This is a genomic window from Massilia sp. UYP11, assembly GCF_050434805.1.
Classification (GTDB): Bacteria; Pseudomonadota; Gammaproteobacteria; order Burkholderiales; family Burkholderiaceae_D; genus Telluria.
This window is the reverse complement of record NZ_JBNDJE010000021.1, coordinates 19,902-45,078: the sequence shown is the minus strand read 5'-3', so window position 1 is coordinate 45,078 and position 25,177 is coordinate 19,902. Positions and strand designations below refer to the sequence as shown.

Below are 25,177 nucleotides of genomic sequence, written 5' to 3'. Positions count from 1 at the left end.
TGGCCTGGCCTGCTGCATGGCGAATCGGCGGCGATCCGGTAGACTGGTGGTTCCGTCAACTTTGCATCGATCGCCATGCCCGTCTTTACACGTATCGCCCGCGCCGTCGCGGGAATGGGGCTCGCGCTGGCGCTGCTGCCGGCCCAGGCCCTTGCCCAATCCGCGTCCGAGCCGGTCTACGGCCCCGAGCTGGAAGAGTTCGCCTACCCCGAACCGACGCAGCAATACCGCTTCACGTCCCAGGGCGTCGATCTCCAGATGACCTATATGGACGTCAAGCCGGCCAGCCCGAATGGCCGCACCGTGGTGCTCATGCACGGCAAGAACTTCTGCGGCGCAACCTGGGAAGGCACCACCAGGGCCCTGGCCCAGGCCGGTTACCGCGTCGTGGTGCCCGACCAGATCGGCTTTTGCAAGTCGACCAAGCCGCGCCACTACCAGTACAGCTTCCAGCAACTGGCCGACAATACCCGCAAGCTGCTCGAGTCGATCGGCGTGAAAAAGGCGATCGTCATCGGCCACTCGACCGGCGGCATGCTCGCCACGCGCTATGCGCTGATGTACCCGGACGCGACCGACCAGCTGGTGATGGTGAACCCGATCGGCCTGGAAGACTGGAAGACCCTGGGCGTGCCGTCGCTGGGGGTGGACAAATGGTACGAGCGCGAGCTGAAGACCTCGGCCGAGCGCGTGCGCGAATACGAGCGCACCACCTATTACAACGGCCAGTGGAAGCCGGAGTACGAGGTGTGGGTGCAGATGCTCGTCGGTATGTACCGCGGCAAGGGCAAGGAGATCGTGGCCTGGAATTCGGCGCTGATCTACGACATGATCTATACGCAGCCGGTGGTCTATGAGTTTCCGCTCATCAAAGTGCCGACCTTCCTGTTGATGGGCCTGAAGGACACCACCGCGATCGGCAAGGACGCGGCCCCGGCCGGGATCCGCCCGAAGCTCGGCAACTACCCGGTGCTGGCCCGGAAGACGAAGGAAGCGATTCCCGGCGCGACGCTGGTGACCTTCCCCGAGATGGGACATGCGCCGCAGATGCAGGATCCGGTCAAGTTCCACAAGGCGCTGCTCGAAGGGCTGGTGCGCTGAGCGAGCCGGTGCCGCCCTGGGCGGCCTGGTGACAGGAACCCGGGTATCCGCACAGGCGGGTAGCCGGGTTCGCTCCTGCAACAGCCCCCTTCGCAGTGCCCACCGCCCATTCGCCTGCATTTCGTTCAATGGTATCCTTGCGCGATGACCGTTGATCCAGATACCAAACTGAAACCCGCGCGCGCCGCCTTTGCCGACGGCCCGCGCCTGCTGGCCGACATCGGCGCCACCCATGCGCGCTTCGGTCTCGAGACCGCGCCCGGCGTGCTGAGCCAGGTCACCGTGCTGCGCTGCGACGACTACGACGGCATCGTCCCGTTGCTGCACGCCTACCTGGCCGATCATTCGAGCCAGCGCATCAGCCACGCGGCCTTCGCGCTGGCCAATCCGATCAGCGGCGATTTCATCCGCATGACCAATCGCGACTGGCAGTTCTCGACCGACGAAGTGCGCCGCGCGCTGGGCCTGTCGACGCTCCTGATCGTGAACGATTTCACCGCGCTGGCGATGGCGCTGCCTGGCTTTCAGCCGAAGGACTTGCTGCAGGTCGGCGGCGGGCAGGCGCAGACGCACGCGGTGTCGGGCGTGCTCGGTCCCGGCACGGGCCTGGGCGTGTCGGGCGTGATCCCGACCATTGACGGCTTCGTCACCCTGGGCAGCGAGGGCGGTCACGTCAATTTCGCGCCGAGCGACGAGCGCGAATTCGCGATCCTGCAATATGCCTGGCGCGAATGGAAGCACGTCTCGAACGAGCGCCTGATCTCGGGCCCCGGCATCGAACTGATCTACCGCGCGCTGGCGCAACGCAACGGCAAGGCGCCTGGCGCCGACGTCCCGGCGCGCAGCACCGCCGAGATCATGAGCGGCGCGCTCGACGCCGGCGACGCCCTGTGTCTGGAGGTGCTGGAAACCTTCGCCGGCATGCTGGGCAGCGCCGCCGCCAACCTGGCGGTGACCCTGGGCGCGTTCGGCGGCATCTTCATCGGCGGCGGCATCGTGCCGCGCATGGGCGAGTGGTTCGCCACGTCGCCGTTCCGCGCCCGTTTCGAGGCCAAGGGGCGCTTTTCCGACTACATCGCCCAGATCCCGACTTTCGTCATCATGACGCCGAACCCGGCCCTGTACGGCGTCTCGGCGATCCTGTCGGAGCACCTGCGCGGGCGCAGCGGCGCCAATACGCTGATGGACCGCGTGCAGCAGCTGCGCCACGAGCTGTCGCCGGCCGAGCAGCGCGTGGCCAGCCTGGTGGTCGACCATCCGCGCAAGGTGCTGTCCGAACCGATCGCCGAGATCGCGCGCCTGGCCGACGTGAGCCAGCCGACCGTGATCCGCTTCTGCCGTTCGCTGGGCTTCCAGGGCCTGGCCGAATTCAAGCTCAAATTCGCCGGCAGTCTGACCGGCACCATCCCCGTGCGCCACAGCCAGGTGCGGGTCACCGACAGCACCCACGACCTGTCGGCCAAGGTGATCGACAACACGGTGTCGGCGATCCTGAAGTTTCGCGATGCGCTCGACGTGCATGCGATCGACCGCGCGATCGAGCTCTTGCGGCGCGCGCGCCGGGTCGAGTTCTACGCGATGGGCAATTCGCGCGCGGTGGCGCTGGACGGCCAGCACAAGTTCTTCCGCTTCCGCATCCCGGCCGCGCTGTACGGCGATTCGCACCTGCTCAACCTGGCGGCCGGCCTGCTGGGGCCGGGCGACGTGGTGATCGCGATCTCCACCGGCGGTCAGCTGCCCGACCTGCTGGAGGCGGTGGACACGGCGCGCGCGCAAGGCGCCGACGTCATCGCCATTACCAGCAGCAAGTCGCCGCTGGCGAAGAAGGCCAGCGTGTGCCTGGCGGTCGACCACAGCGAAGACAGCACGACGTTCCTGTCGATGATCTCGCGCATCCTGCAACTGCTGCTGATCGACATCATGTCGGTCGGGATCTCGCTCGGCGCGCAAGGGGAGGGCGGCCAGGATAGCCAGAACGACATCGAGCAGCGCCGTCTCCTGATCTCGCACCTGGACGTCTAGGGAAGCACTGATTTATTCTGGCGCGCTGCAATCGGTCACTAAAATTGTGCCCAGCAAGGCCTCGCCGGCCGCGCGCACACCGCAGCGATTCCCCGTGGTATCGCGCGGTTTTGCAACCCTGCACGGCGCATTTTCTCGTAGCAGGGTATCGGGAAATTTATCTGGGATATCTATTCTTGCATGTCGAGGGCTGGGGTGGCCCGCTGTATTGACCACCTGCCAGCCGACGCGTAAAAACGTCTACCGCACGCAACGCTCACTGCGGAAACAGTAGTTTCCGCCAGGAACCCAATGTAAGATTCGTCCCTGGGCGCCGCCGTTTCCGGCGTCTCCTCATCGTCCCGGCCTCGACCCGCCGCCCCGGAACCGGTATTAGGAAGAGCACCATCATCGTCACCTACGCACACAACGAGCAGGCCCGCCTTGCCGCGCTGGCCGAGCTTGAAATCCTTGAAACGCCCGCGGAGACGCGCTTCGATCGGTACACCCGCCTTGCCGCGATGACCTTCGGCGTGCCGATCGCGCTCGTCTCGCTGGTCGACGCCGAGCGCCAATGGTTCAAGTCGCGTGCCGGGCTCGATGCGCAGGAGACGCCGCGCTCCGTCTCGTTCTGCAGCCACGCGGTGCAGGCGCGCGAGATGCTCGTGGTGGAGGATGCCGCGCGCGATCCGCGCTTCGCCGCCAATCCGCTGGTGACGGGCGCGCCGCACATCCGTTTCTATGCCGGCCAGCCGGTCTACAGCCAGGGCGAGGCAGTGGGCACGCTGTGCGTCATCGGCCACGCGCCGCGCAGCTTCAGCGACGAAGAGCGCCAGGTGCTCAGGGACCTGGCCGAACTGGTCGAAGTCGAACTGAATCAGATGCGGGCGGTGATGGCGCGCATGCTCGCCGAGCAGGCGCTCAAGTCGCTCAACAAGGAGCTCGAGCAGCGCATCGCCGCCCGCACCGCCGAGCTGGAGGAGCGGGTCGCCGAGGCCATGCGCATCCGCCAGCAACTGGAGGAAAAGCAGGAGCTGCTGGACGCGGTGCTGGAATCGATCGACGTCGGCATCGTCGCCTGCGACGCCATCGGCAACCTCACGCTGTTCAACCGCAGCGCGCGCGATCTGCATGGCCTGGACCTGAAGGCGGTGGCGCCGGCCGAATGGTCGCAGTACTACTCGCTGCACCACGCCGACGGCCGCACGCCGATGGAAATGGACGAGATTCCGCTGGTACGCGCGCTCAAAGGCGAGGTGGTGCGCGACGGCGCAATGGTGATCGCGCCGAGCGGACGGGCGCCCTACACCCTGATGGCCAGCGGCCGTCCGCTGCGCAATGCCCAGGGCAAGACCCTGGGCGCGGTGGTGGCGATGAAGGACATCACCGAACTGAAGGCGTCGAAGGACCGGTTGGCCGAAAGCGAGGAGCGGCTGCGCACGATCACCGACAACCTGCCGGTGCTCATCGCCCATCTCGACCAGGACCACCGCTACGTGTTCGCCAACGTGGTGCACAAGTCCTGGCTCGGCAAGGCTGGCGAGCAGGTGACTGGCCGGACCATGGCCGAGGCCTTCGGCGAGGAATACTGGTCGCAGCAGCAGGAAGCCCTGAAGGATGCCTGGGACGGCAAGGCCTCGCAGTGCGAGCACGACATCGTGCGCAAGAAGCACATCCGCATCGTGCACTCGACCTTCTTGCCGCACCTGCGCGACGGCCAGGTGATCGGCGTCTACATCCTGACCACCGACGCCACCGCGGCGCGCATGCACGAGCGTAACCTGCACGCGCTGGCCCACACCGACGCGCTGACCGGCATTCCGAACCGGCGCCAGTTCGAGCTGGCGCTGCAGGCGGCGGTGCAGCGCGCGCCGCAACGCGAGCGCGCCTTCGCCCTGCTGTACCTGGACGTCGACTACTTCAAGCAGATCGACGACAGCTACGGCCACGCGACGGGCGACATGGTGCTGGTGGAGTTCGCGCGCCGCGTGCGCAACGTGGTGCGCAGTTCCGACCTGGTGGCGCGCCTGGCCGGCGACGAATTCACGGTGCTGCTCGACGAAGTCGGCTCGCCGCGCGACGTCGAGCTGGTGGCCAAGAAGATCTTGCAGGCGATGGAAGCGCCGTTCCTGGTCGGCAGCCATGCGATTCCCGTGGGCGCCACCATCGGCGTCGGCCTGGCCGACGCGCCGGGCGTCACGACGCAGTCGATCAGCGAGCTGGCCGACGGCGCGCTGTACGAGGCCAAGGGCATGGGCCGCAATACCTTCGCCATCGCGCGCTTGGCCAACACGCCGGCGCTCGAAGCCACGGCCTGACCGACCCATCGGGTCGGCGCGGCCGCAGACCTTACTCCACGAATACGACGGCCGTGCGCGCCGGCACCGTGAAGGCGCCGCGGGCACTGTCGAAACGCGCCTCGCGCGCGCGCTGGTCCGCCGCGCCGCCTGCCGCATGCACCGGATGCAGGCGCAGCTTCTTGCCGCGTAGTAGCGTGGCGTCGATGGTGTGCGCCTTCTTGTCCACGTTCACCAGGTAGCCCAGGCCGGCGAAGTTCGCGCCCGGATAGCCCTGGCCGTCGATCCAGGCCGCCAGCACAGTGGGCGTCTGCTCCGGGCCGGTGTTGAAGAAGCGCAGGCGCGCATTGATGTCCTCCGCGCTGCGCAGGCGCAGCAGCGTGGAGCTGGCGCGGATCTGCAGCAAATCGCGGAAGGCGTCGCGCGCGAACGCGATGTCGGCGGGCGCCGGCTTGAGCGCGGCATTGGCCAGCAGCGGCTTGAACAGCGGCCAGTCCTTCGCATTGTCGGCGGCGGGCGGCAGGCCGGTGCCGAAGAAGTTGTCCTGGTAGGTCCAGTCGAGACGGTTGAACCAGTCGCCCGAATTGAAGCTGTTGCGGTCCAGGGACTTGGAGCGCAGCACGTCGATGCCGGCGTGGTAATAGGCCACGCCCTGGCTGAAGGCATTGATCGCCATGCCCAGCGCCTGCACCCGGGCGCGCTCAAGGGTGCTGGTCGCCACCGGCAGCTTGAGCGCATTGATGTCGTACAGCGTCTGGTTGTCGTGGTTCTCGACGTAATTCACGGCCTCGTGAGGCTGGCTCGCATAGCCGGCCGGCTGGATGCCGCCGTAGACGATGTCCTGCAGCTGGCGCACCTTGCCGTCGAAGGTCTGCATGGAATAGCTGCGCACCGAACCGGCCAGGCCGACGCGGATCAGGTCGGCCGCGCGCAGCAGCGCATCGGGCGCGTGCTCGCGGCCCAGCGCATTCGGGTCGTACACCAGGCCATTGATGTAGCCCTGCTGGCGGACGACGATCTCGCCCGAGTCGCCCGGCGAACCGCCGCGCACGGCGTCGCGCGCGCGGTCACTGAAGGTGCCGATGCCGGTGCCGTTCAGGGACAGCTGCGAGGCCTGCACGAAGCGCGCGCCGTCGGCGACCTCGCCGAAGTTCCAGCCTTCGCCGATCAGCTGCACGTGGCGGCCGGCGGCCTCGTTCACCTCCTTCTGCAGGCGTTCCATGGCCGCGCGCGGCTGGTGGCCCATCAGGTCGAAGCGGTACGAGTCGATCTTGTAGTGGCGGGTCCACAGCACCGACGAATCGATCATCAGCTTGGCCATCATCGTGTTCTCGGTGGCCGTGTTGAAGCAGCAGGTCGAGGTCTCGATGCCGCCTTTCGCATCCAGGCGGTGGTAGTAGCCGGGCACCACGCGGTCGAGGATCGACTTTTCTTCCTGGCCGGCGATGAAGGTATGGTTGTAGACCACGTCCGTGCCGACCCGCAGGCCCGCGTTGTGCAGGTTCATCACCATCTCGCGGAACTCGACGATGCGGCGCGCGCCATCCTGCGGGTCGCTGGCGTAGCTGCCCTCGACCGCATTGAAGTGCTGCGGGTCATAGCCCCAGTTGAAGCAGTCGGCATGCGCCGTCTTGCCGATCAGCGCCTGCTGGCTTTCGCCGTCCGGCGCGCCGGATGGTTGCGGCATCGCGCAGCCGACCTCCGGGATGCTGCCGATGTCGTACACCGGCAGCAGGTGCACGTCGGTCAGGCCGGCTTTCGCCAGCGCGCGCAGGTGCTTCATGCCGTTCGAGCCGGTCTCGGAGAAGGCGGCGTACTTGCCGCGCTTGGGCGCTGGCACGGTCTCGTCGATCAGCGAGAAGTCGCGCACGTGCAGCTCGTAGATGACCATGTCGGTCGGGGCCTGCACCGTCGCTGGCGGACGGGTCTCGTCCCAGCCCCGCGGCTTGAGGTGCGGCGCATCGAGGTCGGCGATGTAGCTGCGCTTCGAATCGGCGTTCAGGCTGACCGAATACGGATCGGTGACCAGGTTGCGCACCAGGCCGGCGCCGGGCACGACGACGTCGACCGCATATTTGTAATAGGCGCCCGACAGGTCGCGCGGCAGGCTGGCCGACCAGGCGCCGGTCTTCTCGTCGAGCTTCATCGCATGCACGGCGTTCGCCGTGGCCGTCGGGCCGTCATAGGTGCACAGCGCCACCTGGCGCGCGGTCGGCGCCCACAGCTTGAAACCGGTCGTCTTCGCGGCAGGCATGGCGCCGAGGTCACGGATGCCTTCGGCGGCGGCGTACAGGTCGTCGAGCGCGCCGGCCGACTGGATGCGGGTGGCGGCGACCACCATGCCGCGCGCGTCTTCCTGCACCAGCACCAGCTGTTCGCGCTGCAGGGCAGGCAGGCGCGCGAGATCGGCGTCCGCCACGCGCAGGGTCGGACCGGCGGCGACCCACTTGAAGCGCTCGGCGGCCGCCTGCGGGACGGCGGTGAGGGAGGTGTCGAGCTTGATCGAACCGGCGGCGCCGGCGACCTTGCCGCCGACCCTGGCAACGACCGAGGCGGCAGGGGAGTGGTACAGGCGATAGGCGCCGTCAGCGGGCGCGCCGGGCCAGCGCACCAGGCGCTTGTCGAGCCAGACGGCGCGCGCGTCGAGCTGTTCGCCATTGGCGTGCAGGACTTCCTGGAAGAGCGCGCCATTGCACGTTTCAAGTGGAACCGCGGCGTAGGCGGACGTCGAGAGTGAGGCGGCCGCGAGGGCGAGATGAAGTTTGCGCATGTTGGGTGGACGGGCCCCCGTGCACGCGTTCAGGCGGCCGGAAAACCCCGCCATGATAGACAGGTTGGAAGGAGTTGAACCCGTGGACGGCAAAGCCGTCCACACGTCCAGTGCAGCGGTCGATCAGGCGGCGTTGCCGCGATAATGGTCGACCATCTTGTAGCGCGTCGCATACCAGCCGAACGCCAGCGCCGACAGCAGCGCGAAGCCGGCGAAGAAATACATCTGCGCCGCCATCACGCCCATGCCGGTGCCTTCGATATAGCCCACCACCGACTCGTTCTTGACGCTCGCGTTCACGATCAGCACCCACAGGTTGCCGACCGTGACGGCCAGGTACCACAGGGCCATGATCACACCCTTCATCGAGGCCGGGGCCTGGCTGTAGGCGAATTCGAGGCCGGTCGCCGAGACCAGCACCTCGCCCAGGGTCAGCAGCGCGTAAGGCGCGATCTGCCAGGCGATCGAGACGGCGTCGCCGGCGTCGAGCGCGACCTGCAGGTTGCCGACCACGATCCAGGCGGCGGCCGACAGCACGATGCCGGCGGTCATGCGGCGTAGCGGCGACGGCTCGATGCCGAACTTGCGCAGCATGGGGAACAGGAGCAGGTTGTTCACCGGGATCAGGATCATCACCAGCAGGGGATTCAGGGCCTGCATCTGGGCCGGGATGACGTCGAAGGTCCAGCCCAGGAAGCTGACCTGCGTCGTCATTTCGTTGGCCTGCACGATCCAGGTCGAGGCCTTCTGGTCGAACAGCGACCAGAACGGCGTCACCAGCGCGAACACGATCAGGATGCGCAGCACGGCGCGCACGCCGTCCACCGCCTCTTGCGGATGCAGGCCGCGCGCGCGGTCCAGCTGCATCGAGGCGCCGATGCCCCCGAAAGCCATCAGCAGCACCAGCGCGGTGCAGGCGCCGATCACGAAGCCCCACTGCGCCGACATCGCCAGCGAGACCACGGCGCCCGCGGCGCCGATCAGGGCCACGTTCAGGCCCGGACGGCCCTGGCCGGGTTGCTTGGCCAGCAGCGCGGTCCTGGCCACCCGCATGAAGGAGTGCGGATTCGGCGGCGCCGGCGGCACGTGCACGTATTTCTTCTTGCCGCTCCAGAACACCATGGTGGCGATGAACATCAGGATGCCGGGCACGCCGAAGGCCCAGGCCGGACCGTAGTCGCGCAGCAGCAGCGGCATCAGCAGCGAAGCGAAGAACGAGCCGAAGTTGATGATCCAGTAGAACGCATCGAACACGACCTTGGCCTTGTCCTTGTTGGTCTGGTCGAACTGGTCGCCGACGAAGGAGGCCACCAGCGGCTTGATGCCGCCCGAGCCGAGCGCGATCAGGAACAGGCCGAAGTAGAAGCCGTGGACGTTGTCCTCGAAGATGGCCAGGCAGGCGTGGCCCGCGCAGTACACGAGGCTGAGCCAGAACACCGTGTTGTACTTGCCGAAGTAGCGGTCGGCCAGCCAGCCGCCCAGCAGCGGGAAGAAGTACACGCCGATCACGAACGTGTGGAACACGTGCTTGGCTTCGCCGGTGCGCATGTCTTCCGGCAGGAACATCAGAAGCGTCGTGATCAGGAAGGGCGTCAGGATGTTGCGCATCCCGTAGAAGCTGAAGCGCTCGCAGCCTTCGTTGGCAATGATGTAGGGGATTTGCCGCGGCATGCGCCCGGAACCTGGTTTTGCTAGATCAGTCATCGACCGCTTCCTTGAAATGTCAAACAGACGCGATGCTATGACGAGGGGGTATCACTTTGCAATAAAAATATTGATGCGAAACAAACGAGAAACATATCGACGTAGTTTAGTTACGAACGCATTGCCGGTGGAAACGATTTCGAGATGCCAAGCCGTTGAATCATAACGATAAATCATTAATTTTTAGAAAACTTCCGGAATTGTCAAGTTTTGTTGCGTCCTGTATATTGCCTAGAATTCCAAACCACGGACCAGCCATGACCCAGATCCCGACCACGACGAATTCGCACTGGTGGCGCGACGCCATCATCTACCAGGTGTATCCGCGCAGCTACCTCGACACGAACGGCGACGGCATCGGCGACCTGGCCGGCATCACCGAGAAGCTCGACTACATCGCGAGCCTGGGCGTGGACATCGTGTGGTTGTCGCCGTTCTTCAAGTCGCCGATGCGCGACTTCGGCTACGACATCGAGGACTATTGCGACGTCGACCCGATGTTCGGCACCCTGGCCGACTTCGACCGCCTGGTGGCCAAGGCGCACGGCCTGGGCCTGAAGATCATGATCGACCAGGTGATGTCGCACACCGCCGACACCCACCCCTGGTTCGCCGAGAGCCGCGCGAACCGCGACAATCCGAAATCGGACTGGTACGTCTGGGCCGATCCGCTCCCGGACGGCAACCCGCCGAACAACTGGCTGTCGGTGTTCGGCGGCTCGGCCTGGCAATGGGATACCCGCCGCAAGCAGTACTACATGCACAACTTCCTGGTAAGCCAGCCGCAGCTGAACTTCCACAATCCCGAAGTGCAGAAGGCCCACCTGGCGGCCCAGCGCTTCTGGCTCGAGCGCGGCGTCGACGGCGTGCGACTGGACGCCTGCGTGTTCCACTTCCATGACCGCCAGCTGCGCAGCAATCCACCGGCGCTGGTGCGCGACACCTCGACCGTGACCGACGTGAACCCGTACGGCATGCAGGCCCACATCTACGACAAGACCCAGCCCGAGAACATCGCCTTCCTCGAGCAGCTGCGCGCCCAGCTGGACGAATTCGGCGCGGTCTCGATCGGCGAGATCAGCTCCGACGACGCGCTGGCCCAGATGAACGAGTACATGGCGGGCGGGAACAAGCTGCACATGGCCTACAGCTTCAACTTCCTGACGCCGGTGTTCACGGCCGCCCACATCCGCGCGCAAGTGGAAGACTTCGAGCGCCGCGTCGAGGAAGGCTGGGCCTCCTGGTCGGTGGGCAACCATGACGCGATCCGCGTGATGACGCGCTGGGGCGGCCCGCACGCCACCGCCGGTTTTGCCAAGATGGTGCTGGCGATGCAGCTTTCGCTCAAGGGCACGCCCTGCCTGTACCAGGGCGACGAACTGGCCCTGCACGAGGCCGACGTGCCGTTCGAACTGCTGCAGGATCCGTACGGCATCACCTTCTGGCCCGAGTTCAAGGGCCGCGACGGCTGCCGCACCCCGATGCCGTGGCAGGCCGGCGCGCCGCACGCCGGCTTCACCGCGGGCCAGCCGTGGCTGCCGGTCGAGCCCTCGCACGCCGCCGCCGCGGTCGACCTGCAGGACGCCGACCCCGATTCGATGCTGAACTTCCAGCGTCGCTTCATCGCCCTGCGCCGCACCATGCCGCAGCTGACGCGCGGCGACATCGCCTTCATCGACGCACCGGAGCCGGTGCTGGCCCTGCGCCGCGAACTGGAGGGCGAGCCCAGCGTGCTGGCGGCCTTCAACCTGTCGAACCAGGAAGCCGTGTTCGACTGGCCGGCCACCGAGGCCGCCGACCGCCTCGCGGTCGACGGCCTGGCCGGCGAAGCCCGGCATGGCCGCGTGACCCTGCCGCCATTCGGCGCCTGGTTCGGCCTGGCCCGCGCGGAGGGCTGATGATTCCTCAGCAGGAGCCGGAAAAGTTCGCGCGCACGGCGTTCGCCGACGGGCCGCGCCTGCTGGCCGACATCGGCGCGACCCATGCGCGCTTCGCGCTGCAGACCGCGCCGGGCGTGTTTCGGTCGGTCCAGGTGCTGCGCTGCGACGACTTCGAGGGCATCGTCGCGCTGCTGCGCCACTACCTGCGCGACCATGTCGACCACCAGAACGTGCGGCTGAACCACGGCGCGTTCGCGGTCGCCAATCCGATCAACGGCGACTACGTGCGCATGACCAACCGCGCCTGGGAGTTCTCCACCGACGCGGTGCGGCGCGAGCTGGGCCTGTCGACCCTCCTGATCGTCAACGATTTCACCGCGCTGGCCACCGCGCTGCCGGGCTTTGCGAAAGAAGACCTGATGCAGGTGGGGCCGGGCACGCCCGTGCCGGGCGCCGTCATCGGCGTGCTGGGGCCGGGCACGGGCCTGGGCGTGTCGGGCGGGATTCCGACCGCGGACGGTTTCGTCACCCTCGGCAGCGAGGGCGGCCACGTGAATTTCGCGCCGGCCGACGAGCGCGAGTTCGCCATCCTGCAGTACGCGTGGCGCGAATGGCCGCACGTGTCGAACGAGCGCCTGATCTCGGGCCCCGGCATGGAAGTCATCTACCGCGCGCTGGCCCACCGCAACGGCGTCAAGGCCGAAGAGCGCAGCGCGGCCGCCATCGTGGCCGGCGCGCTGGAGGACGACGACCCGCTGTGCCTGGAAACGCTCGAATGCTTCTGCGGCATGCTGGGCGGCGCCGCCGCCAACCTGGCGGTGACCCTGGGCGCCTTCGGCGGCATCTTCATCGGCGGCGGCATCGTGCCGCGCCTGGGCGAATGGTTCGCGCGCTCGCCGTTTCGCACGCGGTTCGAGGCCAAGGGACGCTTTTCCGACTACCTGGCGGACATCCCCACCTATGTGATCACCGCGCCGAACCCCGCCTTCCACGGCGTGGCGACCATCCTGGCCGAGCACCTGCGCGGTCGCAGCGGCGCCAACACGCTGATGGAACGCATCGGGCAACTGCGCGAAGAGCTGTCGCCGGCCGAGGCGCGCGTGGCGACGCTCGTGCTCGAGCATCCGCGCACGGTGCTGAACGAACCGATCGTCGAGATCGCGCGCCTGGCCGACGTCAGCCAGCCGACCGTGATCCGCTTCTGCCGCTCGCTGGGCTTCCAGGGCCTGGCCGAATTCAAGCTCAAGTTCGCGAGCAGCCTGACCGGCGCGATCCCCGTGCGCCACAGCCAGGTGCGCATGAGCGACAGCACCCACGATCTGTCGGCCAAGGTGATCGACAATACGGTGTCGGCCATCCTGCGCTTCCGCGACCAGCTCGACGTGCGCTCGCTCGACCGCGCGATCGAACTGGTGAGCCGCGCGCGGCGCGTCGAGTTCTACGCGCTCGGCAATTCGCGCGCGGTGGCGCTGGACGGCCAGCACAAATTCTTCCGCTTCAGGATTCCGACCGCGCTGTATGGCGACGCCCACCTGTTCACCCTGGCGGCGGGCTTGCTGGGGCCGGGCGACGTGGTAATCGCGGTCTCGAATTCAGGCGGCTTGCCGGAGCTGTTGCAGGCGGTGGACATCACGCGCGCCGCCGGCGCCGACGTGATCGCCATCAGCAACAGCCAGTCGCCGCTGGCGCGCAAGGCCAGCGTGTGCCTGGCGGTCGATCACAGCGAGGACAGCACCAGCTTCCTGTCGATGATTTCGCGCATCCTGCAGCTGCTGCTGATCGACATCATGGCGGTGGGGATTTCGGTCGACGGCCAGCACGGGCCGGAGGCAGGCACGGATCCGCGCCGGCTGCTCATCTCGCACCTGGACGGTTGAAGATGCGCCGACATCGTCGGCGCGGCGTCGTCAGTCGGCGCTCTTGAGGTCCACGCGCTCGATGGTGCGGCGCCATTCCTGGAGGCTGAGCAGGGTGTCCGAGCCGGCGTCGTCGACCAGGATCTCGCTGCCGTCCTGGGCCACCAGGAAGCTCTCGCGGCGGCGCGCATCTTCAGGGCGGTTCTCGACGAAACTCAGCTGGTAATACTTCTTGCCGTTGACTTCGCGCGGGACCGGATCGTCCTCGATCACGGCGCCGTGCGCCTTGCCCTTGCTGCGTTGCTCGATCTGGCGCGACCAGGCCTGCAGTTCCGGCAGCGCCAGCAGCGACTCCATCGCCTCCTGTTTCGTGTGCGCCGGCGCTTGAACGCTGGGCGCGGACGGCGCCGGCGCCGGCGGCGCTTCGCGTTCGGCGCGCTTGCAGCCGGCGATGGCGCAGCACAGCATCAGTGCGGCAACGGTCAGACGCAGGGGAGAACAAGAGGCGGCGCGTGGGGACATGGCAGGTCTCGTAAGGGCAGGCGATCATGGTAAACCATGCGTGTTCGACCAGCAATACGGGATGCCGGTCGCCGGCAGCCTGGATTGCGCGAACAGCAAGGGCGTTGCAACCAAAGCTTGATCCTGTCGCCGAAAATATTTCTATGAGGAAAGTAATTCGTGGTTTTCGCCACGGGATCACCTTTTTTGCCAAGGAGCCGGAATTTATTTGTAGAAATAATGCTATTCTGTAGGACCACTCCTACTTTTGTCCCCCCAATGGACCCCCGCCGCTCTGCCTACAGTCGTCGCCTCGCCAGAGCGTCGCAACGCGAAAGCCGCCTCGGCGCCCTCGCCATGCTGGGCCTTGCCGCGAGCGTTGCCGGCGTCCTTGCGCCGCCGCTGGACATCGACTGGATGCGGGCGGACGGCACGCGTGACATCACCCAGGTCGGCGCGAACTCCCCTGTCTCCCATGTCGCACCGGCGCCGGCGGCCACCCGCACGGCGGCGCCGGCCGAACAGGGCGCCGCGCGGCGCATCTATCCGTTTTCGATCATTCCCGGCGGCGTCGCGGACAAGGACGAACTGGCGCGCGTCATCCGCAGCGACGCCGTGGTCGCGGCGCACTACGCCGGCTTCGACGTCGCCAACGCGCGCGCGGTCACCGTCACCGCGCCGCGCGCGGTGTACGTCTCTTACCGCAAGGGCGACCGGGTGTACTGGACCAGGAAGACACTCATGCTGGCGCCGGGTGAAACCTTGCTCACCGATGGCAAGAACGAGATGCGGGCGCGCTGCGCCAACCGGATCTCGGACGTGCCGATGTACCCGGTCGAAGCCAATGGTCCGACCGAGTCGGAACTCGATTCCTTCGTCATCGAGGATGGCGGCGGCCTGATGGCGGTGGCGGCCGGCGTGGAGGGGCTCGATGACGGTCCCGCGGTGGAACTGGGCTACGGCAGTGAGATCTTCCCGGACGGCGCCGGCCTGTTGAGGGGCGTCGCGCCGGCCGCGCAGCCGCGCCTGGCCGACCTCATGGGCCCGCCTGCGCGTTACGGCTCGGGCATCTCGAACGGCGGCACGCTGGGCGATGGCAGCGGCGATGGCAGCGGCGATGGCGCGGTGTCGCCGCCGGCCGGCGACGGCAGCGGTACTGGCGATCCCGGCGGTACCGGCGATCCCGGCGACAGGGGCGGCCGCGGCGAAGACGGCCCCGGAGGCGGCCAACCGGAGACGCCGGCGCCGTCGACGCCCACGCCGGAGACCGCAACCGGTCCGGGCCCCGATCCCGGCCCGGGGCCCAACCCGGGGCTGCCGCCGTCCACGCCGGGCGTGCCCGGCACGCCAGGTGGTCCCGATACGCCGGGCGCCCCCGGCAGCCCCGGCAACCCCGGCCTGCCCGCGGACGATACCGAAGTCGCGCCGAACGATCCGGTCGAGGTGCCGGAGCCAGGCACCCTGTGGCTGGGCGGCGCGGCCATGGCGGCCATGCTGTGGCTGCGCCGCAAGGGGCCGCGCGCCGGGCGCTGATCCTCCGCCGTTTTTTCAGAAATAACGGACAGCAAAAAGCCCGCGAGGCGTGAACCTCGCGGGCTTTTTGTCGTGGAAGACTGGCGCGCCGGCGTTGCCGCGGCGCGCCAGGCGACCGGCTCGATTACATCATGCCGTCCATGCCGCCCATGCCACCCATGCCGCCCATGCCACCCATGCCGCCGGCTGGCTTGTCTTCGGCGAGTTCCGAGACCATGCAGTCGGTGGTCAGCATCAGGCCGGCGATCGAGGCCGCGTTCTGCAGCGCCGAGCGGGTGACCTTGGCTGGATCCAGCACGCCCATTTCGACCATGTCGCCATAGGTGCCGTTGGCGGCGTTGTAGCCGTAGTTGCCGGTGCCGGCCAGGACGGCTGCGACCACGACCGATGGCTCGTCGCCCGCGTTCTGGACGATCATGCGCAGCGGCTCTTCCATGGCGCGCAGGACGATCTTGATGCCGGCGTCCTGGTCAGGGTTGTCGCCCTTGACGTTCAGGGTCGAGCGGGCGCGCAGCAGGGCCACGCCGCCGCCTGGCACGATGCCTTCTTCCACGGCAGCGCGGGTGGCGTGCAGCGCGTCTTCGACACGTGCCTTCTTCTCTTTCATCTCGACTTCGGTGGCTGCACCGACGCGGATCACGGCAACGCCGCCGGCCAGCTTGGCCACGCGCTCTTGCAGTTTTTCGCGGTCGTAGTCCGAGGTCGCTTCTTCGATCTGGGCGCGGATCTGCTTGACGCGGGCTTCGATCGCTTCAGGCTGGCCGGCGCCATCGATGATGATGGTGTTTTCCTTGCCGACTTCGATGCGCGACGCCTGGCCCAGTTCCGCCAGGGTGACTTTTTCCAGGGTCAGGCCGACTTCTTCGGCGATGACCTGGCCGCCGGTCAGGATGGCGATGTCTTCCAGCATGGCCTTGCGGCGGTCGCCGAAGCCAGGCGCCTTGACGGCGACGGTCTTCAGGATGCCGCGGATGTTGTTGACGACCAGGGTCGCCAGCGCTTCGCCTTCGATGTCTTCGGCGATGATGACCAGCGGACGGCCGGCCTTGGCGACTTGCTCCAGTACCGGCAGCAGGTCACGGATGTTCGAGATCTTCTTGTCGCACAGCAGGATGAACGGCTGCTCATGGACGGCGACTTGCTTGTCCGGGTTGTTGATGAAGTACGGCGACAGGTAGCCGCGATCGAACTGCATGCCTTCCACGATGTCCAGCTCGTCGTTCAGCGACTTGCCGTCTTCCACGGTGATGACGCCTTCCTTGCCGACTTTTTCCATCGCCTCGGCGATGCGCTCGCCGATCGAGGTTTCCGAGTTGGCCGAGATCGCGCCGACTTGCGCGATTTCTTTCGTGGTGGTGGTCGGCTTGGCGATCTTCTTCAGTTCTTCGACGGTCGCAGCGACGGCCTTGTCGATGCCGCGCTTCAGGTCCATCGGGTTCATGCCGGCGGCAACGAACTTCATGCCTTCGCGCACGATGGCTTGTGCCAGCACGGTCGCGGTGGTGGTGCCGTCACCGGCGTTGTCGCTGGTCTTGGAAGCGACTTCCTTGACCATCTGCGCGCCCATGTTCTGGAGCTTGTCTTTCAGTTCGATTTCTTTTGCGACCGAGACACCATCCTTGGTGACGGTCGGGGCGCCGAACGAGCGCTCGAGCACGACGTTGCGGCCTTTCGGGCCCAGGGTGACCTTGACTGCGTTGGCCAGAATATTGACGCCTTCAACCATCTTGGCGCGCGCTGCGTCGCCGAACACTACTTCTTTAGCTGCCATTTGTTATTTCTCCGAATGTTTTCGTGAATGGGGTCAGGGAATTACTGCTGGACGACGGCCATGATGTCTTCTTCGCGCATCACGAGCAGTTCTTCGCCATTGACCTTGACGGCCTGGCCGGAGTACTTACCGAACAGCACGCGGTCGCCGACTTTTACTTCCAGCGGGCGGACCTGGCCGTTGTCTTGCACTTTGCCGTTACCGATGGCGAGGACTTCGCCCTGGTCTGGCTTCTCTGCCGCGGCATCAGGGATGATCAGGCCGGACGCAGTCTTGGTTTCCTGGTCGAGGCGCTTGACGATTACGCGATCGTGCAGAGGACGAAGGTTCATGCAAAACTCCTTAATATTCAGTGGTTTAACTAGCGTTTTTTGACATCGCCGCAGTTTTGTGTGAAACGCGACGGCGATCTGCAAAGAGTTGTTAGCACTCTCTACTAACGAGTGCTAATTATAGGGACGATAATTTGCCTTTTCAAGCAGCAAAGTTGATAAATACTTTCGGGTGCTTGAGCTAGCACAAGCTTTCAGGGCTCATATAATGTGTTTTTGGCATCTCGCGCCAGTGGCTGCGAATATGGCAAGAGGCGGGCAGCGTACACCCCCTGGCGCTTTCCTGCCGCACGCCAGGCAGCCCTGGGTGGGCGCGGCATGCCGCATTGCCGCGCGATTCGGTTGACGGAAAATCCATCTCGATCCTATAGTGTCGGATGATTTCCGAATTCCAAGACCTCTCAGACAAAATCGATCGGCTCGCCCAGCTGACCCAGTCATTGCGCGCAGAGAACTATTTGCTGCGGCAGGCCAATACCCTGCTCAGTGCCGAGAACCTGGCGTTCAAGGAACGCCTGGTCGAAGCCCAGCGGCGGGTCGAGGCCCTGCTCGACGAATTGCCCAAGCCGCCGGGAACGGATGGCGAAGCGGGCGGGGAAGACGACGCGGCAGACGCCACGCAACCAACGGCTGGCGCGGCGGCCGGCGCACCAGGCAATAGTGAGGCAGCACGATGATCCATCTCGACGTCACCATCATGGGCCAGCCGTATCGCCTGGCCTGCCGCGACGGCGAAGAGCGCACCCTGCGTGAGGCGGTGAGCTACCTCGACGGCAAGATGTGTCAGCTGCGCGATTCGGGCAAGGTGAAGGGCACCGACCGCATCGCCGTGATGGCCGCGCTGAGTGTCGCCGCGGAATTCCTGTCGGTCAAGTCGCCGCAGGGACCGCTGTCGGACATGTCGATTCTCGAAGTCAAGCAAAAGCTGGAAGCGATGCACACCGTGCTCGACAAGGCCCTGGCGCCGCAGGAAAATGTTTTCTGAAAAGCCGAATCCGTTTGACATGCCGCTTTAAAAGAGTAAACTGCGCTCTACCCTGCGGTGTTCGAGATTTGCCATATATTCCTTGAACCATTCTTACGCATAGGTCGTGGAACAAGGTCGATGGGAGTGAGCGTCACTCGTTTGACGAACCCGAAATTGATCTGACCGTGACCGCCTTGAACCGTTTTGGTTCAGGATGCCGGCAAAAACGGCACTGGCGGGGGCTAGGATCCACAAGCGGTTGCGCACTCTGTACGCAGCCGCTTTTTTTTGTGCGCGCGTCCATCGTGACGGTGCACCTTGCAGGGAGAACGGCGCGATGCGCTATTGGTTGATGAAATCCGAACCGGACGAAGTCAGTTTCGACGACGTCCTGTCCGCGCCCGGCCAGACCGTGGCCTGGTTTGGCGTGCGCAACTACCAGGCGCGCAACTTCATGCGCGATGCGATGGCCGTCGGCGACGGCGTGTTGTTCTACCACTCCAGCTGCGCCGTGCCCGGCGTGGCCGGGCTGGCCGAGATCGCGAGCGCTCCCTATCCCGACGCCACCCAGTTCGACCCCGCCAGCCCTTACCACGATCCGAAGGCCACCCGCGAAACGCCGCGCTGGATCTCGATCGACGTGCGCGCGCTGGAGGCGGGGCGCCATGTGCCGCTGGCCGAGCTGCGGGCCAATCCCGCGCTGGAAGGCATGGCGTTGCTGCAGAAGGGCAGCCGGCTGTCGATCACGCCGGTCGCCAGATCCGAATGGGATGCGGTCGTCAAACTCATGCGCGCCAAGGGAGCCTGAATGGATCCCTGGCTGATCCTGGCCCTGCTGGCGATGGGCACCTTCGGCGGCTTCGCGGCCGGCCTTCTCGGCATCGGCGGCGGCATGGTGCTGGTGCCCTTCATCACGATGATCTTCACCGCGCGCGGCTTCCCCGACGAACTGGTGGTCCACATGGCGATCGCCACCGCGCTCGGCGTCATCCTGTTTACCTCGATGTCCTCGGTGCGCGCCCACCACAAGCATGGCGCCGTGCTGTGGCCGGTGGTGCGCCTGCTGGCGCCGGGCATCCTGATCGGTTCCTGGATCGGCCCCTGGATCGGCAAGCAGATGAATACTTCGGTGCTGGCCTTCTTCTTCGGCTGCTTCGTCGCCTTCTCGGCGACCCAGATGCTGATCGGTAAGAAACCGGCGCCGGCGCGCGAGTTGCCGGGCCGGGCCGGCATGTTCGCCACCGGCGGCCTGATCGGGATCCTGTCGGGACTGGTGGGGGCCGGCGGCGGCTTCGTCTCGGTGCCGTTCATGACGCGCTGCAACGTGCGCATCCATAATGCGGTGGCAACCAGCGCGGCGCTGGGCTTTCCGATCGCACTCTCGGGGACGCTGTCGAATATGTATTATGGCTGGGGCGAGCCGGGCTTGCCGGCATGGTCGCTGGGCTTCGTCTACCTGCCGGCGCTGGCCATCATCGTGCTGGCCAGCATGACCATGGCGCCGCTCGGCGCCCGCGCCGCGCACCGGATGCCGGTGCGCCAGCTGCAGCGCATCTTCGCCGTGATCCTGTATGCGCTGGCGGCCTATATGTTCTGGAAGGCCTTCAACTAGCCTTTCTCACGCGCGCGCGGTCCAGCGGCAGGTCGCGCATGCGCAGTCCGCAGGCATCGAACACCGCGTTCGCGATCGCCGCCGCGGCCGGGCCCTGCGCCGCCTCGCCGGTGCCCAGGAAGGGCTGGCCGGGGCGGTCGATCAGGTGCACGTCGAGCTTGTCGGGGGCCTGGCCGAAGCGCAGGATCGGATACGAGGCCCAGTCCACGGTGAGCACGCGCGTGGCGTCGAAGCGCACCTGTTCGAGCAGGGTCCAGCTGGCCGACTGCACGATGCCGCCCTCGATCTGGTTGCGCACGCCGTCCGGGCTGACGATCTCGCCGCAATCGACGGCGCTCGATACGCGCGTCACGCGCACCAGCCCCGTTTCGCGCGCCACCTCCACCTCCACCGCCAGCGCGCAATAGGCCGCCAGGTTCTTGTAGCGCGCAAATGCAAAACCGCGGCCGCGGCGCGCAGGCTTTTTATAACCCTCCCAGCCGAACTTCTCCGCCGCCAGCCTGACCACGTCGATGGCGCGCGGATCTTCCAGATGGCGCAGGCGAAACGCGACCGGGTCGAGCTTCGCCGCGCGCGCCAGTTCGTCCATGAGGCTCTCGATCGCGAACACATTGAAATAGGCGCCCAGGCCGCGCATGGCCGAGGCGCGCAGCACCGCCTGCGGCTGGAAATGGTGGGTCACGCGCGCGTTCGGCAGCCGGTAATAGGGGATCGCGTTGCGGTCGCCGCCGCCTTCCGGCTGAGGGATCGGTTTCGGCCTTGGCGGCGTAAAGGGCTTGGCGAGATGCGTGGCCGGCAGCAGGCTGCCGGCGGGGCCGGGACGGATGTTGTGCGACGGCGTGAAGACGTCGTATTGCCAGTCGGCGATGCGGCCGTCGGGATCGAGGGTGGCCGCGACCCGCGCCACCATCGCCGCGCCGAACGGCTCCCATGCATGCTCGTCCTCGCGCATCCACTGCACCCGCACCGGCCGGCCCGGGAAGGCGCGCGCCAGCAGGGCGGCGTCGGCCGCCACGTCGTCGGCGCCGTTGTGGCCATAACAGCCCGAGCCCTCGACGTGGATGCAGCGGATCGCGTCTTCCCGGGTCGCCAGCAGTTCGGCCAGCGCGCCACGCAGCGGGAACACGCCCTGCGAATGGGTCCAGACCGTGTAGCGGCCTTCCACCAGCTGCGCCACCGCGCAGGATGGGCCGATGGAGCCGTGCAGCTGCAACGGGCGGGTATAGGTGGCCTGCAAGTGCACGCCTTCCCGCATCCGCGCGCCGCGTGCGACGATGGTGGTCGGTTCGGCCGGCTGCGCCAACACCAGCGCCTCGACGTTCGGGTGGGCCGGCAGCGCGGACGGCGTTTCCCAGCGCGCGGCGCGCGCGAGAAGCGCGGCGGCCTTCACGGCGCGGTATTCGCCATCGGCGATCACGGCCAGGAAGCGGCCGTCGCGCACGACCTTCAACACGCCCGGCAGGCGCATGACGGCGGCCGTATCCACGTCGGTCAAGGTCGCCGCCGGCGCGGGCGGACGCACCACGCGCGCATGCACCATGTTTGGCAGGCGCAGGTCTTGCACGTAGGCGCGTCCGCCCGTGACCTTGGCCGGGATGTCGACGCGCGGCAGGGATTGGCCGATCGTGGTCTTTGGGCCGGGCGCGGGCGGCGCCGGCCGCGGCGTGGCGCGCAGGTGCAGCTCCCGGCCGGTGACCAGCTGGCCGAAGCTGGCGCGGCGGCCGTCGGGGGCGATGAAGGCGCCGTCCTTCAATGCCAGGCTGGCCGCGGGCGCCCCAAGGCGCGTCGCCGCCAGTTCGCCCAGGCGCATCCGCACCTGGCCCGCCGCATGGCGCAGCGCGGCGCCGCTGTCCTTCATCGAGTTGCTGCCGGCGGTCAGGCCTTCGTCCGGCGTGCGCGCGGTGTCGGCGGTGACGATCGTCAGGCGTCCGGGCGCGATGCGCAGCTCGTCGGCCGCGACCTGCAGCAGCGCGGTCTTGATGCCTTGACCCAGCTCGGCCTTGCCGGTGAAAACCGTAATGCGTTCATCGGCGTCGATGCGGATCCAGGCGTCGAGCCAGGGCGTCGTATCGAGGCTTTTCGGTAATGCATCCTGCGCCGACCACGCCGGCATGGCGAACGACAGCGTCAGCGCGCCGCCGGCGGCCAGGAAGTGGCGCCGACCCTGATCGAGGCTCATCGCTTGCCTCCCGCCGCGAGCTGGTCGGCCGCGCGCCGCACCGCGCGCAGGATGCGCATATGGGTGCCGCAGCGGCACAGGTTGGGCGACATGTGGGCGCGGATCCGGGCGTCGCTCGGATTCGGTTCGCGCTCGAGCAGCGCGGCGGCCTGCATGATCATGCCCGCGATGCAGTAGCCGCATTGCGCCGCCTGCTCGTCGATGAAGGCCTGCTGCAGCACGCCGGGCTTGTCGCTGCTGCCCAGGCCTTCGACGGTGCGTACCGCGCGCGCGCCGACGTTCGAGACCGGCACCATGCAGGACATCACGGGCTGGCCGTCCATGATCACGGTGCAGGAGCCGCACTGGCCCAGGCCGCAGCCGAACTTGGCGCCATTCAGGGCCAGGTCGTTGCGCAGCACGTACAGCAGCGGGGTGTCGGGGTCGGTATCGACGGCGTGGCTCTTGCCGTTTACCTGCAGGCGGTAGGTCGTCATGGTGCTCTCGCTTTGCTCACTTGCTCGTCCAGTTCCGGCCAGGCTGGCTGGCCGGCGCCATACTTGCGCAGGTAGGCGGCCAGCGCGCCGGCCTGTTCATTGCTCAGGATCGCCTTGAAGCCGGGCATCCAGCGTCCCGCTTCGCCGTCCGGCGGCAGGATGCCGTCGTCGACGATATGGATCAGGCTGCGCGGGTCGGGGTCGTACAGGGCGATCGCCTTCTGCAGCGGCAGGGCGGTGCCCGAGCTCGGGGCGCGACCGACGTCGTGGCAGCGCGCGCACGAGTTGGCGTACAGCTCGTAGCCGAGGCGCATGCGCGGCAGTTCGGGGTCGTCGGCGGCGGGTGGGGGCAGCGGACCGTCCTGCTGCGCCGGCGTCGCGCGCAACGGGGCTTGCGACAGGTGGCTGTGGGTCCACGCGGCCAGCGCGGCGACGTCGCCTTCATCGGCCTGGGCCAGGTGCATCACCACGTCCTGCATCGGGCCGCCGGCGACCGCGTGGTCCTCGGCCATGCCGGTGCGCAGGTAGGCCTGCAGCTGTTCGCGCGTCCACGGCAGCGGCGACGGCGATTTCGCGTTCAGGGCCGGCGCGTACCAGTCATCGGCTTCGCCGCCATCGAGCTGGCGTTTCAGGTCCGGACCACCCAGCTTCGTGCGCGGCGTGTGGCAGGCGGCGCAGTGGGCGACGGCGTCGGCCAGGTAGGCGCCGCGGTTCCATTCGGCCGACTGCTTCGGGTCGGGCTGCCACGGCGCATCAATCAGGTACAGCACGTTCCAGAAACCGACCAGCGGCCGGAAACCGAAGGGGAAGGTCATCTCGTTGTCGGGCGCCGGCGCGGCGATCGCGGGCCGGGTCATGAAGTAGGCGTACAGGTCGTCGATGTCGGCCTGCGTCATGCGCACGTAGTGGTTGTAGGGGAAGGCCGGATACAGCAGGTGGCCGTCGCGCGAGACGCCCTCGCGCATGGCGCGGGTAAAAGCGTCAGGGCTCCAGGCGCCGATGCCGGTGTCGACGTCGGGCGTGATATTGGTGCTGTGGACGGTGCCGAACGGCGTCTCCATCGGCTTGCCGCCGGCGAAGGGGCGCGCCAGGTCGGCCGTGTGGCACGAGGCGCACATGCCGAGGCGCGCGAGGTTGGCGCCGCGCTCGATGCGCGCATCGTCAAAAGCGGGGATAGTGTTGTGCGGCGCCAGTGCGGGGCGCCACATGATGGCAAAAGCGATGCCTGTCAATACGACGATGGCGGCAAGTAGCAGCCACCATCGGGTACGCCGCTTGCGCCTGGTGTGATCCATATGGGCTCCGATCCGTGGAGCCTCATTGTCGGGCGTAAAGGACGAGCGCTCTGTGCGCTCGCCCACTCACGCATGCGACATACCGCGATCAGGCGGTCACGGGCCGGCCCGGCGGCTGGCGGTAGGCCCAGGCCAGCATGACCAGGGCGGCGACGATCATCGGCAGCGACAGCACCTGGCCCGACGTGATGGGCAGGCCGAACACGGTAGTTTCCCAGTCCGGCACGCGGAACCACTCGGTGAAGAAGCGCGCGCAGCCGTACAGCAGGGTGAACATGGCGCCGACCGCCAGGCGTGGACGCGCCTTGCGCGCGAACAGCCACAGGAGCACGAACACCAGCACGCCGTCGACCAGCGCCTGGTACAGCGGCGATGGGTGGCGCGGGCCTGCCACGCCGGGCCACAGCATGGCCCATGGCAGGTTCGGGTCGGCCAGGCGGCCCGGCAGCTCGGCGTTGATGAAGTTGCCCATGCGGCCGGCGGCATAGCCGAGCGGCACCAGCGGCGCGATGAAGTCGTAGACGTCGAGCAGGTTGCGCTTGCGCTTGCGCGCCCACAGCGCCATCGCGATCAGGACGCCCAGGAAGCCGCCGTGGAAGGACATTCCGCCCTTCCAGATCATGAGGATCTCGAGCGGGTGTTCCAGGAAGTACAGCGGCTGGTAGAACAGCACTTCGCCCAGGCGGCCGCCGACGATCACGCCCAGCATCCCGTAGAACAGCATGTCGTCCAGGTCGTCGCGGGTCCAGCCCTGCGCCGCCACGTGCGGCATGCGGATGCGCACCCGGCCCAGGATGATGAACAGGGCGAAGGCCACCACGTACATCAGGCCATACCAGTGGATTTGCACCGGGCCGAGCGCAATCGCGATCGGGTCCGGCTGCGGATGAATCAGCATAGTC

General features: G+C 67.1%; 19 protein-coding genes and 1 other RNA gene. 11 read left to right on the top strand and 9 right to left on the bottom strand.

Going from position 1 to position 25,177, the window contains the following annotated elements:
- The first annotated feature begins 75 nt into the window (after window positions 1-75).
- The 3 genes from ABIB38_RS20740 (at window position 76) to ABIB38_RS20730 (ending at window position 5,420) form a co-directional block, all read left to right on the top strand.
- A complete protein-coding gene (locus ABIB38_RS20740; protein WP_429206592.1) occupies window positions 76-1,101 on the top strand; it encodes an alpha/beta fold hydrolase in 1,026 nt (341 codons plus the stop codon).
- A gap of 144 nt (window positions 1,102-1,245) precedes the next feature.
- Window positions 1,246-3,123 carry a glucokinase gene (locus ABIB38_RS20735; protein ID WP_429206591.1) on the top strand — a complete coding sequence of 626 codons (1,878 nt, stop codon included), beginning with the start codon at window positions 1,246-1,248 and terminating at the stop codon, window positions 3,121-3,123.
- Between the two features lie 335 nt (window positions 3,124-3,458).
- Entirely contained in the window at window positions 3,459-5,420 is a 1,962-nt protein-coding gene (locus ABIB38_RS20730; protein WP_429206605.1) for a diguanylate cyclase domain-containing protein, read from the top strand.
- A gap of 31 nt (window positions 5,421-5,451) precedes the next feature.
- Here ABIB38_RS20730 and ABIB38_RS20725 read toward each other — a convergent pair whose 3' ends face one another.
- On the bottom strand, window positions 5,452-8,169 hold the full coding sequence (locus ABIB38_RS20725) for an alpha-1,6-glucosidase domain-containing protein (protein ID WP_429206590.1): 2,718 nt from the start codon (window positions 8,167-8,169) through the stop codon (window positions 5,452-5,454).
- Window positions 8,170-8,292: 123 nt separating this feature from the next.
- On the bottom strand, window positions 8,293-9,873 hold the full coding sequence (locus tag ABIB38_RS20720) for an oligopeptide:H+ symporter (RefSeq protein ID WP_429206589.1): 1,581 nt from the start codon (window positions 9,871-9,873) through the stop codon (window positions 8,293-8,295).
- A gap of 257 nt (window positions 9,874-10,130) precedes the next feature.
- Between ABIB38_RS20720 and ABIB38_RS20715 the strand changes: the two genes are divergently transcribed.
- Together ABIB38_RS20715 and ABIB38_RS20710 are read left to right on the top strand one after the other, a co-directional pair.
- Entirely contained in the window at window positions 10,131-11,771 is a 1,641-nt protein-coding gene (locus ABIB38_RS20715; RefSeq protein WP_429206588.1) for an alpha-glucosidase family protein, read from the top strand.
- Complete coding sequence (locus ABIB38_RS20710) at window positions 11,771-13,630, top strand: glucokinase (RefSeq protein WP_429206587.1); 1,860 nt, start codon at window positions 11,771-11,773, stop codon at window positions 13,628-13,630. The genes ABIB38_RS20715 and ABIB38_RS20710 overlap by 1 nt, the downstream gene beginning before the upstream one ends.
- Window positions 13,631-13,660: 30 nt before the next feature.
- On the opposite strand, the gene ABIB38_RS20705 is transcribed toward ABIB38_RS20710, so the two are convergent.
- Window positions 13,661-14,131, bottom strand: coding sequence for a hypothetical protein (locus ABIB38_RS20705; protein ID WP_429206586.1), 471 nt, complete (start codon window positions 14,129-14,131; stop codon window positions 13,661-13,663).
- A gap of 336 nt (window positions 14,132-14,467) precedes the next feature.
- On the opposite strand from ABIB38_RS20705, the gene ABIB38_RS20700 reads away from it, so the two are divergent.
- Complete coding sequence (locus ABIB38_RS20700; RefSeq protein ID WP_429206585.1) at window positions 14,468-15,643, top strand: PEP-CTERM sorting domain-containing protein; 1,176 nt, start codon at window positions 14,468-14,470, stop codon at window positions 15,641-15,643.
- Between the two features lie 124 nt (window positions 15,644-15,767).
- On the opposite strand, the gene groL is transcribed toward ABIB38_RS20700, so the two are convergent.
- Window positions 15,768-17,414 (bottom strand): chaperonin GroEL, encoded by a 1,647-nt coding sequence (groL, locus tag ABIB38_RS20695; protein ID WP_429206584.1) that lies wholly within the window; start codon window positions 17,412-17,414, stop codon window positions 15,768-15,770.
- A gap of 41 nt (window positions 17,415-17,455) precedes the next feature.
- Window positions 17,456-17,746: a co-chaperone GroES gene (gene groES / locus ABIB38_RS20690; RefSeq protein WP_137171720.1), complete on the bottom strand. Its 291-nt coding sequence runs from the start codon at window positions 17,744-17,746 to the stop codon at window positions 17,456-17,458.
- A gap of 377 nt (window positions 17,747-18,123) precedes the next feature.
- Here groES and ABIB38_RS20685 point away from each other — a divergent pair, with 377 nt between their 5' ends.
- From ABIB38_RS20685 to ABIB38_RS20665, 5 genes are all read left to right on the top strand, one after another.
- Window positions 18,124-18,423: a hypothetical protein gene (locus ABIB38_RS20685; RefSeq protein WP_429206583.1), complete on the top strand. Its 300-nt coding sequence runs from the start codon at window positions 18,124-18,126 to the stop codon at window positions 18,421-18,423.
- Window positions 18,420-18,731 (top strand): cell division protein ZapA, encoded by a 312-nt coding sequence (locus ABIB38_RS20680; RefSeq protein WP_429206582.1) that lies wholly within the window; start codon window positions 18,420-18,422, stop codon window positions 18,729-18,731. The genes ABIB38_RS20685 and ABIB38_RS20680 overlap by 4 nt, the downstream gene beginning before the upstream one ends.
- Before the next feature lie 46 nt (window positions 18,732-18,777).
- A non-coding RNA gene (gene ssrS, locus ABIB38_RS20675) (6S RNA) lies at window positions 18,778-18,959 on the top strand.
- Between the two features lie 91 nt (window positions 18,960-19,050).
- Window positions 19,051-19,521 carry an EVE domain-containing protein gene (locus ABIB38_RS20670; RefSeq protein WP_429206581.1) on the top strand — a complete coding sequence of 157 codons (471 nt, stop codon included), beginning with the start codon at window positions 19,051-19,053 and terminating at the stop codon, window positions 19,519-19,521.
- Window positions 19,522-20,325 carry a sulfite exporter TauE/SafE family protein gene (locus tag ABIB38_RS20665; RefSeq protein ID WP_429206580.1) on the top strand — a complete coding sequence of 268 codons (804 nt, stop codon included), beginning with the start codon at window positions 19,522-19,524 and terminating at the stop codon, window positions 20,323-20,325.
- On the opposite strand, the gene ABIB38_RS20660 is transcribed toward ABIB38_RS20665, so the two are convergent.
- The 4 genes from ABIB38_RS20660 to lgt form a co-directional block, all read right to left on the bottom strand.
- The gene (locus ABIB38_RS20660; protein WP_429206579.1) at window positions 20,318-22,504 is read right to left on the bottom strand and encodes a molybdopterin cofactor-binding domain-containing protein; all 2,187 of its coding nucleotides are present in this window, start codon (window positions 22,502-22,504) and stop codon (window positions 20,318-20,320) included. The genes ABIB38_RS20665 and ABIB38_RS20660 overlap by 8 nt on opposite strands.
- Window positions 22,501-22,980, bottom strand: a complete 480-nt coding sequence (locus ABIB38_RS20655) for a (2Fe-2S)-binding protein (RefSeq protein ID WP_429206578.1) — start codon at window positions 22,978-22,980, stop codon at window positions 22,501-22,503. Before ABIB38_RS20655 ends, ABIB38_RS20660 begins: the two co-directional genes overlap by 4 nt.
- Window positions 22,977-24,275, bottom strand: a complete 1,299-nt coding sequence (locus ABIB38_RS20650; RefSeq protein WP_429206577.1) for a c-type cytochrome — start codon at window positions 24,273-24,275, stop codon at window positions 22,977-22,979. The genes ABIB38_RS20655 and ABIB38_RS20650 overlap by 4 nt, the downstream gene beginning before the upstream one ends.
- Window positions 24,276-24,363: 88 nt before the next feature.
- On the bottom strand, window positions 24,364-25,173 hold the full coding sequence (gene lgt, locus ABIB38_RS20645) for a prolipoprotein diacylglyceryl transferase (protein WP_429206576.1): 810 nt from the start codon (window positions 25,171-25,173) through the stop codon (window positions 24,364-24,366).
- Window positions 25,174-25,177 lie beyond the last annotated feature (4 nt).

Bases quoted from the DNA above. Each gene is read 5' to 3' on its own strand.
- ABIB38_RS20705 (WP_429206586.1), bottom strand. From the start codon at position 14,131: ATGTCCCCACGCGCCGCCTCTTGTTCTCCCCTGCGTCTGACCGTTGCC.
- ABIB38_RS20740 (WP_429206592.1), top strand. From the start codon at position 76: ATGCCCGTCTTTACACGTATCGCCCGCGCCGTCGCGGGAATGGGGCTC.
- ABIB38_RS20720 (WP_429206589.1), bottom strand. From the start codon at position 9,873: ATGACTGATCTAGCAAAACCAGGTTCCGGGCGCATGCCGCGGCAAATC.
- ABIB38_RS20700 (WP_429206585.1), top strand. From the start codon at position 14,468: ATGCTGGGCCTTGCCGCGAGCGTTGCCGGCGTCCTTGCGCCGCCGCTG.
- ABIB38_RS20650 (WP_429206577.1), bottom strand. From the start codon at position 24,275: ATGGATCACACCAGGCGCAAGCGGCGTACCCGATGGTGGCTGCTACTT.
- ABIB38_RS20665 (WP_429206580.1), top strand. From the start codon at position 19,522: ATGGATCCCTGGCTGATCCTGGCCCTGCTGGCGATGGGCACCTTCGGC.
- ABIB38_RS20680 (WP_429206582.1), top strand. From the start codon at position 18,420: ATGATCCATCTCGACGTCACCATCATGGGCCAGCCGTATCGCCTGGCC.
- ABIB38_RS20715 (WP_429206588.1), top strand. From the start codon at position 10,131: ATGACCCAGATCCCGACCACGACGAATTCGCACTGGTGGCGCGACGCC.
- groES (WP_137171720.1), bottom strand. From the start codon at position 17,746: ATGAACCTTCGTCCTCTGCACGATCGCGTAATCGTCAAGCGCCTCGAC.
- lgt (WP_429206576.1), bottom strand. From the start codon at position 25,173: ATGCTGATTCATCCGCAGCCGGACCCGATCGCGATTGCGCTCGGCCCG.
- ABIB38_RS20725 (WP_429206590.1), bottom strand. From the start codon at position 8,169: ATGCGCAAACTTCATCTCGCCCTCGCGGCCGCCTCACTCTCGACGTCC.
- groL (WP_429206584.1), bottom strand. From the start codon at position 17,414: ATGGCAGCTAAAGAAGTAGTGTTCGGCGACGCAGCGCGCGCCAAGATG.
- ABIB38_RS20735 (WP_429206591.1), top strand. From the start codon at position 1,246: ATGACCGTTGATCCAGATACCAAACTGAAACCCGCGCGCGCCGCCTTT.
- ABIB38_RS20655 (WP_429206578.1), bottom strand. From the start codon at position 22,980: ATGACGACCTACCGCCTGCAGGTAAACGGCAAGAGCCACGCCGTCGAT.
- ABIB38_RS20685 (WP_429206583.1), top strand. From the start codon at position 18,124: ATGATTTCCGAATTCCAAGACCTCTCAGACAAAATCGATCGGCTCGCC.
- ABIB38_RS20660 (WP_429206579.1), bottom strand. From the start codon at position 22,504: ATGAGCCTCGATCAGGGTCGGCGCCACTTCCTGGCCGCCGGCGGCGCG.
- ABIB38_RS20670 (WP_429206581.1), top strand. From the start codon at position 19,051: ATGCGCTATTGGTTGATGAAATCCGAACCGGACGAAGTCAGTTTCGAC.
- ABIB38_RS20710 (WP_429206587.1), top strand. From the start codon at position 11,771: ATGATTCCTCAGCAGGAGCCGGAAAAGTTCGCGCGCACGGCGTTCGCC.